Origin of the sequence: Acidiluteibacter ferrifornacis (assembly GCF_009909615.1) — a bacterium.
GTDB classification, from domain to species: domain Bacteria; phylum Bacteroidota; class Bacteroidia; order Flavobacteriales_E; family Vicingaceae; genus Acidiluteibacter; species Acidiluteibacter ferrifornacis.
Genome location: NZ_WWNE01000005.1, coordinates 446893 through 459635, shown reverse-complemented (window position 1 = coordinate 459635; position 12743 = coordinate 446893). Strand labels below are relative to the sequence as shown.

Here is a 12743-nt window from a genome sequence, read left to right as displayed (position 1 = left end):
CATATTACCGTTTCTGAGCAATACAAACCCATATTCTTGGAGGTTGTGAATGACCATTCTTTTGGTGGGTGAGGAGGGTGTTTTTTTGTAAGTGTATGGAATATCTTGGATTCTTCGTAAATCTAGAAGATACCGCTTATAGATATTCAAAAAACATAGTATAACTAACAAACTCTGTAGAAATCCGATACATTTGCGTTTTATGTAAATAAAGTTGGTAGAGAAACTTGTTTTTTTCTCAGAAATATTTAATTTTCAGTACTTAAAAGCAATTCTACATAATGCGTTTAGTTCATCTTTCTGACATACATCTTTCCGATAAAAATATAGACGAATTAAGAAATTTCTATATTGAAAAACTTATAGAAGATCTAGAAGAGATTCAAAGATTAGATAATAAGATGATAGATATAATTGCAATAACTGGAGACTTACTTGATAAGGGAGGGGAATCACTTAAAAAACACTATCAAGGCGATTTTTCAAACCCTTATGACTTTTTTGAAGCTGAGTTCATTGCACCGATGAGAGAAAAACTGAATTTAACCAATAGTAATTTCATCTTTATTCCTGGTAATCATGACATAAATGAGTTAGAAATAGATTGGGCTGAAGAAAAAAGACTTAGTACATTAAGAATTGAAGACATTAAAGATGAATTAAAAAAAAATAATTCCAAGTTTACGTCCTCAAATAGAAGAATCAAGCATTTTAAAGATTTTGAAGGACGTTTTCATAGAAACACTGACAATTACAGTTTCTCTAATAATGGGTCAACTTATTTTTACAATTCGAATGAAAATGAAAAAGTAGGTTTTTTATTAATAAACGATTCTTGGCGCTGCTCTTCTACTCAGAGCAGAGTTAAAAATAATATTGATGTGCATATGCACTTTTTTGGAAGTCAACAACTGCACGATGGTTATAAATATCTAATAGATAAAAAAAGTGAATTTAATATTTGTTTACTTCATCATGACCTCAATGAATTAGCAGAGAAAAAGAATATTACAAGATTCCTTAAAGACAAAGATATTAGGCTACTCCTCTATGGACATAAGCACAGTAACAAAGGCGAGCCAAAAATCAATAGTTATGGCAACAAGGTCGATTTATGGGGTTTCCGACCTAGAGCAGCATTAAATAATCCTAATGAGAAAGAATTTAGTTACATGCCTGGCTATCAAATTTTTGACATTAATTGTTGCAATTGGAAAATCGATCAAATTATTTACAAGAGGTACAATATTCAAGAAAAAACAAATTTTGTCTATGATACGGGAGAATGGGCAGAAAATGGAATCTACAAGGATGGAATTACTTTGAAAGAAGTCAATTCAGTATTTAACATTGAAAGTCTTGTTAAATCGGATTTTAGAATACCTGAAAAAATAGAATTTTACGAACCACGGTTAATTTATAGACAAGAGAAAGAAAACAACAATTTATTTCACGATAGTTCTATCTTAGGATTCAAGTTAGAAGATTTAATCCACTCAGAGACAAAAATTTTGATTTTAGGCTCCCCAGGAATTGGGAAGTCAACTGAACTTAGGGTGCTTTTTGAAAAGCTATGGGAAGATAGAGTTAAGAATCAATTAATTCCCTTATTGATAAACCTCAAGTTTTTTAGGAAAAATGACTCCTTTGAAGATTTTATTCAGGTGGAAAACTGGCAAGAGATACCACAAATAACTTTCATTTTAGATGGATTGGATGAAGTGGCCGATATCCAAGATTTAATTTCAGCTTTAGAAGTATTTATTAACAAGCATTCTAAAAAGAATTATCGCTATGTACTTAGCTGTAGAACCAATATTTACCACAAATACTTAGTTGAGTTTAGCGATTTCAAAACCTTTTACCTCCATTCGCTCTCTGAATATCAAGCGGAATCAATATTGAAGAATGAATTCGATATCTCTTACTCAAAAATTGAAGAATTTCCCTTTTTAAAAGGCTATTTTGAATCTCCATTTTTTATAAATCGTTTTGCTCAACTCATAAAAAAAAGTGATGATGACTTAACCTACTTATCTCTTTGGCAGGATTATATTCAATTCTCATTAGAAGCAGACAAGAATAAATTCAAAAAGAGGGAATTGTTCATTGTATCTAAAATTACTGATGCTCTCAGAAAAGCAGCTATTACTTTAGAGCTAATGCACAAAAACACTTTGAATGAAAGTGAGTTAGTTCAAATTTTTGACGAACAAGTTGAAACAGCTCAGCAACTTTCTTTGTTCAAGTTAGATTCGAAAAATGCTCAATACAGTTTTACGCACAAACAAACACAAGAGTATTTAGTAGCCAGTTCTTTAACTAATTTGAATATAGATGAAATCTTGGAAACAATTAAAATACCCGAAGTAGAAGCTGTTCATCCAAGTTTTCAAAATACACTTACCTTTCTTTTAGATTTAATTGAACACAACGAAACCTTTATCAAGCTAATTGATTGGGTCAAAAAAAATCAAATAGATATTTTGTTTTCACTGGACTCCAACCGTCTTTCTCCAACGGTAAAAGAGGCTATTTTTACATCTTATTTTAAAGAAGTCTGTATTAAACAAACTCTTTGGATAACAACCAATCGTTCCGTTTCAATTTCACAAATTGCATCCTTCGCAAATACGCCAAATATTCATGATTATTTGGTTAGAATTATTAAAGATTCAAAGAAGCACTTTAGAGCAAGACAATCTGCTGTAATGGTATTATTCGAATTTCAATTACCCAAAAAAATCAATGAGAATCTGAAAAAATTTATTATTCAGTATCTAAAAAATAAAAATAGAAAGATTGGATTCGCTTCAGATTTAATTCAACTTTCAGTTGAGCAGCAATTTTATATGGATGAAAATTTTGCTAAAAGTCTCTTTGAATTGGTGCAGGATAGTTCAAATGCTCAACTAAATAGGGAGGTGCTAAGATTTATTGAACATGGATTTGACTCTTTAGAACTAAATCAATTTTCAGATTTTTTAGACAAGGAATTTAGATGGTCACATAAAGTTGATAAAAGAGAAGATAGTCCAGATAAAACAATTCGAGGTAATGGAGATAGCTGTTGGCGCATTATAGCTCGATTACAAGATTTCGAATTATTTAATAAGTACTTAACTCAATACTTGAATGATGAATTGAGCAATTCCTATATTACTTTTCCAGAATCTCAAATAATTGAAAGAGCCGTAAAATTTGTTGAAGATGAAAGCAACTACTTTAAATTTCTTTCAGGCATTAAGAATTCCTACCGTTTTCATGAACGTTCGGATTTTCTTGTAGAAATAACTAAAAAAAGCAACAAACATAAAGAAGCTATTGAATATTTAACTCAGAATAATTTAGTTGACGATTTCTATTTTTTCATTTCTAAAATTATCAGGAAAGAATCTATTCAAATGCTTGCTGAGCATATTGTTAAAACTAAGAATGATGAGAAAGACTTAGCTTGGCTGCGTTTTCATTTAAGCAGTAAGTCTGAAAGTGATTTAGCTTTTCAATTAGAAAATTCACTTGTAGAGCTCGGAATGAGTTTTGAAAAATCGTTGAAAACTGATGCAGAAATAGAAGAAAACCAAAAAGCTGAAAAAAAAAGATATCAAGAAGACTTTGATGCCCTATTTGATAAAAAAAATGTTGAAAAGAAGGTTCAGGAGTTCTTTGACCAACATGGCCCAAAGCTAAATTGGAAAGAATATTACCATATTAATAAACAATGGTATGAAAAGAATGGGCATCATAAAAAGTTGCCAATACATTATGAATTGATTAGTGATGCTTTACGCCCTTCAGATGAATCGAAACAACAAAGTTTCGAAGTAGTATGGAAGTATTTGGATACAGATATACCAATCTATAATAGAATCTTAGCAGAATATAATCAAGCTCAAAGTAGGGAAACTAATCCTTTGAAAATATCTGATTTACAGAAAAATAAAATAGAAAGTTGGGCGATAAATAAAATAAAAGACATTGACTTTGAAAACATAAAGCATTCAGAAAATGACAATTTTTATCTAGTTCAAAAAAACTGGAGTCTATTTAAACTAATTCACGAGCTATTTAAGGTCTTTTCAATAAATCTTCCACAGTCCTTTTTATTAGATAGTATAGAATTTTATGAGATTCAGCGTTTTGAAAATCAAGAAGAAAAATCTTATGATAGAATAAAGTTAGCAATCAATGAGGATGAAAAGTTCAATCATCAAATTAATGAAGACCTAAAGAACAAGGTACTTTTTGATACAGTTCTAAAAAAACATATTGAATATGCTATCAATCATAATTTAGAAGACACCTACTCTCAAATTGAAGATTATGTTTTATCTCACACCCGTCTATTATTCTTTTCAGATATTGTAACGGAATTCTTGGTAAAAACAAAGAGAATTCCCACTATCAAAATAATAGCGGATAAGTCGGATACTTGGGAAGGGTGGAGAGCAATTAAGTTATTATTGAAAAATAATATTGAATTGGACTATATAATACAACATTCAATTGACTTTCTAGCAACTGAAAAAGAGAGCAGGTTTAGAGAAGATGCACTCCATGTTTTATTCAAAACCAATCATCATGAAGCTATCCTATATTTGGTAAATGAAGTTAGGAAAGAAAAAAATTACAAATTCGATTATTTGAAAGATACGGAGTATTCAGAGTTTGTTGACATAGTTCTTTTTGAGGAACTATTTGAAATATGCTACATTGAAGAATTTGATAGCTATGAACAGCATGAGATACGTTCTTTTTATAGAAATTGGATGAGAAATCTTGTTGAAAAAGACTACAAAAAAGTTAAGGCTATTTTGGAAGGTATCCTGAAGAAGCAGACCGAGTTAAATCGTGACTTGTTTTATATAAATGTTCTCATTGAAGAGATTACCAATGCTTATATCCTGAATAAATCAAAGCCTTACTCATTGAAAGAGGCAATTTACAAGGCTGAAGAAATTTTAGCATTTGCATAGTTGGATAAAACAATAAATTTGAATCTCTAGCAAAATAATATTCTTTAGCAAGTGAGGTATATAATTGAATTGATCCTCTAATCATCCCCAAAATCTATAAAATCCTCCTTTTGATGGGTAAATTCCGAGCAACTGTCTATTTGCATTTTTTTCTGTGTCGATGTCCACCTTCATTTATACTTACAAAAAATAGAAGTTGGTTATGGCTATGTGGTAATTTAAACAATAGAAGTTTCAGCATAATGTAAAGGCAAACCTTAAAAAATATTAAACATCCTTTCAGAAAACCGCTCAGGAAATCTGTTTAGTTACATTTGTAACGGTTTCAATTGTAATCAATCTAACCAAATGGAAAAACTTAAAATTTATGGTTTTGAAATGTCAAGGATATCAGAGGTTTACCTGAGTACCTTATCGGCCATTATGAAGCCACACGGCTTGGAACGCTACTTTGTACCATTGATCTACCTCACCGAAAACAGTGGAGCAGTTTCACAGAAAGATTTATCAGATGCCATCAGAAGAGACAAGGTTTTTACCATGCGTGTAGTGGATTATTTATCCGAAAGAGATCTTTTAGTACGCAAACAAGATTGCAACGACAGAAGATGCCAAATACTAGAAGTGACAGAAAAAGGAAAAGCGCTCGTCCCGATTATAAAGGAAGGCATTGCCAAAACCGATGCTTTGTTGTTTCATAACTTCAGCAGTGAAGAGAAAGCGATTTTTAAAAGTGGAATAGACAAACTTTTTGCGACCATAAACACCCTTCCTGACCCTGAATATATTGTTCACGCCATTAAAAAAACTAAATGAAAAAAGTAACATTATCCATTGCTGCGATCAGCTTAATGCTATCCATTACATCTTGTGGAAATGATGAAGCGGCTTCTTCAGCTACTGAAACAAAAACTTTAAATGTAGAAACGTATAAAGTAATAGAACAGTCGTTTAATAGCGAGTTGGTGACAACAGCAAATTTGATGGCTGAAGAGCAAGTGGACCTAATGGCTCCAGTAACTGGACAAGTATTAAACATCTATTTTAAGGAAGGTCAAAACATTAAGAAAGGTCAAACCATAGTTCGATTAGACGATAGAAGCTGGAAGGCTGAATTGCTTGGTGTAAATGCAGAGTTTAGCTCCTCAGAAAAAGAATACCAACGAAAACTACAGCTGTTGGATGTGGGTGGAAGTAGTCAAGAAGAAGTTGATTTGGCCTATTCAAAAGTTCAAACCCTACAATCAAAAATGCAGCAATTGCAAGTTAACATCAATTTAGCCAATGTGGTGGCGCCATTCTCAGGCCAATTGGGCATGCGAAACTTCAGTGAAGGCGCTTTCTTGCAGCAAGGTGATCTAATTACTTCATTGACGGCTAATGAGAACATAAAAGTTGACTTTAGTGTAGCTCAAGCATATAAAAACAGCATTAAAATCGACAAAAAGGTAATTGTAGTGGTTGACGGTGATAGTCTTGCGGCTACCATTTATGCCATTAGTCCATCGGTAAATCAAGAAACGAGGATGATTACTGTGAGGGCCATGTTGGAACTGACTAAAAATCAATCGGTGCTACCAGGTACTTATGCTGAAGTCATTCTTCCTATCAATGCGATTGACGATGCATTATTGGTGCCCACACAAGCAGTAGTTCCATCGATTACGGAACAAACCGTTTATGTTTATAACAATGGTAAAGCAGAAAGAAGAGTAGTGACACTAGGGAATAGAACAGCCGACAAGGTGCATGTCTTGACTGGAATAAAGGCGGGAGAGGTTATATTAACTACAGGATTATTAGCCGTTAAAGACGGAATGTCAATTTCTATAAAAGAGCCGAAGTAAAATGAGTTTATCAGACATTAGTATAAAAAGGCCTGTACTAGCGAGTGTTTTCGCTATTATCATTATTCTACTAGGAGTAGTAGGATACATTTCTTTAGGCGTTAGAGAGTACCCAAGCGTTGACCCACCCGTAGTGACGGTGCAAACCAATTACACCGGCGCCAATGCAGAGATTATTGAATCACAGATTACTGAGCCTTTAGAGGAACAAATCAATAGTATTGATGGAATTAAAACATTGAGTTCCAACAGTACAGATGGTAGGAGTACGATTACCATTGAGTTTTTGCCAGAAATAAACCTAAATGACGCGGCGAATGATGTCCGAGATAAAACATCACAAGCCATAAAAAACCTGCCACCCGATGCTGATCCGCCCACAGTGAATAAGGCGGATGCCAATGCAGAGACGATTTTGTCCATTACCGTTCAGAGTAATAAAAGGGGTTTGTTAGAGCTTTCTCAAATTGGTAATAACATTTTCAAGGAACGGTTACAAACGATTCCTGGGGTGAGTAGTATTCGGATTTGGGGAGAGAAGAAATATGCCATGCGTTTGGAGTTGGATCCATCCAAAATGAAAGAATTGGGCATAACCCCGATGGACTTACAAAACGCATTAGATGTGCAGAATATCGAGTTGCCATCTGGTAAAATCGAAGGAACTGCCACAGAATTAACGGTTCGAACAATCGGACGATTATATACGGTAGAGGAGTTTGACAACCTCGTTATTAAGGAAGAAAACAGCACTTTAATTCGATTAAAAGATATCGGTAAAGCTCGTTTAGGTGCTGAAGCTGAGCAAACACTATTGAGAGGAAATGGTGTAATTCCGATGGTAGGAATTGCGCTTCAACCGCAACCAGGCTCCAATTATATTGAAATTGTAGATGCCGCTTTTGAGCGATTGGAATTGATTAAAAAAGACCTGCCTGAAGACATTCAATTGGATGTAGCGATGGACAAGACCGAATCCATCAGAAAGGCCATTAGTGAGGTTAAATCAACTATTCTGTTGGCGTTTGTTTTGGTATTGATGGTCATCTTTTTCTTTTTAAGAAACTGGCGAACAACATTAATCCCTATTATTTTAATTCCCATCGCTTTGATTGGAAGTTTTAGTGTGTTGTATGCTGCTGGGTATTCTATAAATGTTCTTTCATTATTGGGATTAGTACTCGCAACTGGTTTAGTAGTAGATGATGCCATTGTGGTAATGGAAAACATCTATTCTAAAATTGAGGCTGGCATGCATCCAATGAAAGCGGCGTTCTTAGGAGCTAGAGAGGTTTATTTTGCTGTTATTGCGACTTCTATCACATTGGTTTGTGTGTTTATTCCCATCTTCTTTATGCCTGGTTTAACGGGGCAGTTGTTTAGAGAATTTGCAATGGTAGTGGTGGGAGCAATTGTCATCTCCACCTTTATTACGCTATCATTAACACCAATGATGAGTTCACGATTATTGAAAAAGAGTAAACGTGAAAATGCCTTAATGCGCGCTTTTGGTAAAATAGTGAACGTATCTACAGAACGTTACGAAAACGCGCTTAAACGGTTTATGAAAAAGCGTTGGTTGGCGTTTCCCATATTTGCGGTAATGTTTGGCAGTATTTTCTTGGTAGGATCACAACTGCAATCCGAATTGGCTCCTTTAGAAGATAAGAGTCAATTGAGAATTATTTCTACGGCTCCAGAAGGAACTGCTTATGATGCGATGGATGCATACCAATTGGAGCTGATGTATATGATGGATACGCTGCCTGAAAAAGCATTTTTATTGGGTGTGACATCGCCTACTTTTAGAGCTTCTACTTCAGTGAATAGTTCTTTTATACGAACCACTTTAGTTCCTCCAAGTGAACGAACACGCACTCAAAGTGAAATTGCCAATGAGATTAATCAGAAGTTAAAGCAATATACTTTTGCGAAGTCTTTTGTTATTCAAGACCCTACTATCCAAACAAGTGGAGGAGGAGGAAGTAAGTTGCCGATTCAATTTATTTTACAAGCTCCAGATTTAGGAAGATTGAAAGAAGCGCTGCCTACTTTTATGGATCGCGTTCAAGAAAGTCCTGTTTTTAGTGTTTCACAAGTTGATTTAAAGTTCAACAAACCAGAAGTGACAATCAACATCAACCGAAATAAAGCGCTCTTAATGGGCGTGAGTATTTCAGATGTAGCCATTACCCTTCAGACGTTTTTAAGTGAACAGCGAATGGGGTATTTCATTAAAGATGGAAAGCAATATTATGTATTGACGGAAGCCATTAAAAGTAAACGAGATGAGCCTTTAGACTTAAATAAAATGAGTGTAAAGAACAAAACAGGGGATATGATCACCTTGGATAATTTGGTGGACATTGATTTGATTAGTCGCCCTCCATCTTTGTTGCGCTACAACCGCTATACTTCTGCAACCGTAGAAGCTGATGTAGCTCCGGGCTATGCTTTAGGCGATGGAATTGATGAAATGAAACGAATAGCGGATGAAGTTTTAGACGAATCGTTTAGCACAGCATTGGGCGGTACAGCTTCCGATTTTGCGGAAAGCTCTACTAGTACCAACCTTATATTTTTATTTGCTTTGGTGTTGGTTTACCTAACATTAGCGGCGCAGTTTGAAAGCTTTAGAGACCCATTAACCATTATGTTAACCGTTCCTTTAGCATTGGCCGGAGCCTTATTTACATTATGGTTTTTCGATCAAACACTTAATATATTCAGTCAAATTGGGATGGTGGTTTTAGTCGGAATAGTAACGAAGAACGGAATTTTAATTGTGGAATTTGCCAATCAAAAACGCGATGCAGGTTTATCCTTAATGCAAGCAGCTACCGAAGCTGCAGCCGAACGTTTCCGTCCTATTTTGATGACAAGTTTATCAACCATATTGGGAGCATTGCCAATCGCATTGGCATTGGGCGATTCTTCCACGAGTAGAATCCCGATGGGATTAACCATTATAGGAGGTTTAATATTGGCTTTGGTGCTTACCTTGTTCATTATTCCATCGCTATACACATACATTGCAAGTAAAGAGAATAAAATTATAGATGAAGCAGATTTCAGTTAATATAATCGCAATAGTAGCCCTTTTGGTAGGGACCAATTGTACAGCGCAAACCTTACAAGAATTTGTAAATACCGCTATGCAGAATAATTACCAAATTAACATTGTAAAAAATGAGGCTAAAATAGCAACCAACAACAATGTAATTGGGAATACTGGTATGTTGCCTAGTGTAGATTTAGATGGAACTTATTCCAATTCTTTTAACAACACCAGGCAAGAATTTGCAGATGGAACAGTGCGGGAGGGAAGCAATGCAAAAAATACGAACCTAAGCGTTTCCGCTTTAGCAAACTGGACCGTTTTTAATGGATTTAGTGTTTATGCCAAAAGAGATCAATTGGGTTACCTAGAAAGACTTGGACAAATAAATTCAAAATTTTATATCGAGCAGACTGTTTCTGATATCGTTACAGCATATTACCAAATGGTGTACGAAAAACAAGTCTTAAACAACTATCAGCAATCGTTGAATATTTCTTCTTATCGCTTGAATTTAGAACGAAAGCGAAAGGAAATAGGCTCTTCAAAAGCAATTGATTATAGTCAGGCATTGGTGGATTACCAAACGGACAGCATTCGTTTATTGGAGCAGCAAAACACCATTTCGGGGTTGCAAATATCTATTAATAATCTACTGAACAATGCGTTAGAGCAGGAGTTAAACATTAGTGAGAAAGAGTTTAGCTTCAGTGCTATTCCAGCAAAAGATAGCTTGCTTCAAAACATCGATCAAGCCAACCAACAAATAGCACAACAACGATTACAAGAGTTAATTGCAGAAACGGAGTTGCGGATGACGAAGGCAAGTCGAATGCCAAAAGTTGATTTATTTGGAGGATATCAATACTCTAGGTCTACTGCTGAAATTGGCTTTTCTAATTCTAGCCAGAATTATGGACCCATAGTAGGAGTGACCGTCAGTTTTAACTTATTCAACGGAGGGTCAACCAATCGGGAGATAAAAAACACCAAGTTATACAGCGAAAACACATCATTGACCAAGCAACAAGTGACACAACAAATTAATGCTAATTCTTTAATTTATTACAATGAATACAAGGTGTTGACAACACAAATTGAGATAGCAAAAAACAATGTTGATGAAATGAGTAAGGTGTATAAAATAGCGGAGAGTCAACTGAAAAGTGGATCAATAAACAGTTATGATTTTAGATTAACTCAACAAAGTTTATTGAGTAGCGAATTGACTTTAATCAACCTGCAGTTAGCTTTAAAAGCAGTTGAGATTAACTTAAACCGCATGTCAGGCAAGATTGTAGAAAGCTATTTATAGATCAACTTGTTAGACACAAAACAAAAAAATGGAATAGCAGAACCTTCAGAGATAACAGATTTTTTGAAAAAGAATAAATAAAAATCAAAAAAGCGATTAATGACGTCCCGGTGAACTAGTTTTTCCGGGATTTTTTTGTGAAAGGGTGGAAGTGAAACTAGAATTAATGACTTGACTCCCAAAATATTTCCATAAGGAATATTATATTTGGTTTCAAATTACTGAATGATGAAGAAAAACCTGTTATTAATTGCCGCCTTTCTTTTTTTGTTGGATGGATACGGTCAAGAACTTAGATTACGATTAGGTACTGAATTTCCGTTGCAGCATTATATTGGAGTAAATTATCAATTTAATCCCAAATTCTCAGCCGATCTTTCGTATGGAATAGTAGATTCACCTTATAATAACGAGCTGTATGATTGGATAAATGTACCTTCAAAATTCCAGTCGAGGAAAGAATTTTTACAAGAATTGACAGATGATGGGAGCGTAGTTGCTTTTGGAGGAAATTTCCACAAAAATAAATGGTATTTTGGACTTCATTTTCAATACATACAATTAAATGCCTCAGGAAGTTATGATCAAATTCTAAACAACGATTTAGTTCAGGAAGAGTTATCCAGTAGTGAGCAAATACTCTTGGATTCTGTTTTAACATTATTAAGAAGCCCTATTGGTAGCTTCGTTATTAATTTAGATAATAGGGTAGCAATGGAAACCTCGCTTTTTCAAATGGGACTGAAGGTTGGTCGACAATTTCAATTTAAAAACCCCAAATGGTCTATGAATATAGAACTTGGGCTTACAGCCAATTTACATGCTACAACTGAAACCTATTATGATAGAAACCTCCTGAATCGTATAGAATTTTTAGCCAATACACAGTTTACAGGCAGCAGCAGCGAACAAATATTGGAAAATTTGAACTTTGATGAACGTGGAGAACAGGTGAATGAATTCTTCAGGGATTATGGATATATACCTGGTTTAAGAATTGGATTTTCTTATTTGTTGTATAAAAAAAAGGAGAAGTAGAATCACCTTAGCTTAGCGGCTGTATTAATTATTCTTTTTTAGCCTTTATAATGGAACGGCTTAAGAGACAATAGTTTCGTTATTTAATGATTCGAAAGTATTCTTAACGAACGTTCTAAATGCATCTGATTAAATACATAGTTATAATAGCAATTTAATGATGGGGTGGCAATTCAAAATACCTATTTAACATAATATTAATTATAGGACAAAAGCAGAATTTTCTGTAATTCAGCAATAAGCTGAATTTATACATAATATCAGATATTGCGACAAACGTTAGTTTGTTCAATATCGACAGATATTATGTTAAAGAAAATACTGCGCTTATTCAAAAGTAATTTCGATCTCTATGCTTTTGTCAACTATAATGTATATTATGTCTGCGTCTCATTTAAGCTCTTGTAAGCTTTGCTGTTCTGCTGAGCCATGTCGAAGTATTCAGCAAAACCAACAAATGCTAAAACTCAACTTGCTTGGCTCTTATCAGCCAAGTAAATAGCTCGCAC

6 protein-coding genes are annotated in these 12743 nt (G+C 34.4%); all 6 read left to right on the top strand.

Going from position 1 to position 12743, the window contains the following annotated elements; translation table 11 throughout:
- Positions 1-281 precede the first annotated feature (281 nt).
- The 6 genes from GQN54_RS06335 to GQN54_RS06310 all read left to right on the top strand — a co-directional run bounded on the left by GQN54_RS06335 (position 282) and on the right by GQN54_RS06310 (position 12234).
- Entirely contained in the window at positions 282-4976 is a 4695-nt protein-coding gene (locus tag GQN54_RS06335; RefSeq protein WP_160632671.1) for a metallophosphoesterase, read from the top strand.
- Positions 4977-5324: 348 nt separating this feature from the next.
- Positions 5325-5792 (top strand): MarR family winged helix-turn-helix transcriptional regulator, encoded by a 468-nt coding sequence (locus GQN54_RS06330; protein ID WP_160632670.1) that lies wholly within the window; start codon positions 5325-5327, stop codon positions 5790-5792.
- Complete coding sequence (locus tag GQN54_RS06325; protein ID WP_160632669.1) at positions 5789-6823, top strand: efflux RND transporter periplasmic adaptor subunit; 1035 nt, start codon at positions 5789-5791, stop codon at positions 6821-6823. The genes GQN54_RS06330 and GQN54_RS06325 overlap by 4 nt, the downstream gene beginning before the upstream one ends.
- A 1-nt stretch (position 6824) precedes the next feature.
- Positions 6825-9902, top strand: a complete 3078-nt coding sequence (locus GQN54_RS06320) for an efflux RND transporter permease subunit (protein ID WP_160632668.1) — start codon at positions 6825-6827, stop codon at positions 9900-9902.
- Entirely contained in the window at positions 9883-11196 is a 1314-nt protein-coding gene (locus tag GQN54_RS06315; RefSeq protein ID WP_160632667.1) for a TolC family protein, read from the top strand. Before GQN54_RS06320 ends, GQN54_RS06315 begins: the two co-directional genes overlap by 20 nt.
- 228 nt (positions 11197-11424) lie before the next feature.
- Positions 11425-12234 carry a hypothetical protein gene (locus tag GQN54_RS06310; protein ID WP_160632666.1) on the top strand — a complete coding sequence of 270 codons (810 nt, stop codon included), beginning with the start codon at positions 11425-11427 and terminating at the stop codon, positions 12232-12234.
- Positions 12235-12743: the final 509 nt, after the last annotated feature.

What these genes read in the sequence shown, in the direction of transcription:
- GQN54_RS06335 (WP_160632671.1), top strand. Translation starts at nt 282, where the DNA reads ATGCGTTTAGTTCATCTTTCTGACATACATCTTTCCGATAAAAATATA.
- GQN54_RS06330 (WP_160632670.1), top strand. Translation starts at nt 5,325, where the DNA reads ATGGAAAAACTTAAAATTTATGGTTTTGAAATGTCAAGGATATCAGAG.
- GQN54_RS06325 (WP_160632669.1), top strand. Translation starts at nt 5,789, where the DNA reads ATGAAAAAAGTAACATTATCCATTGCTGCGATCAGCTTAATGCTATCC.
- GQN54_RS06320 (WP_160632668.1), top strand. Translation starts at nt 6,825, where the DNA reads ATGAGTTTATCAGACATTAGTATAAAAAGGCCTGTACTAGCGAGTGTT.
- GQN54_RS06315 (WP_160632667.1), top strand. Translation starts at nt 9,883, where the DNA reads ATGAAGCAGATTTCAGTTAATATAATCGCAATAGTAGCCCTTTTGGTA.
- GQN54_RS06310 (WP_160632666.1), top strand. Translation starts at nt 11,425, where the DNA reads ATGAAGAAAAACCTGTTATTAATTGCCGCCTTTCTTTTTTTGTTGGAT.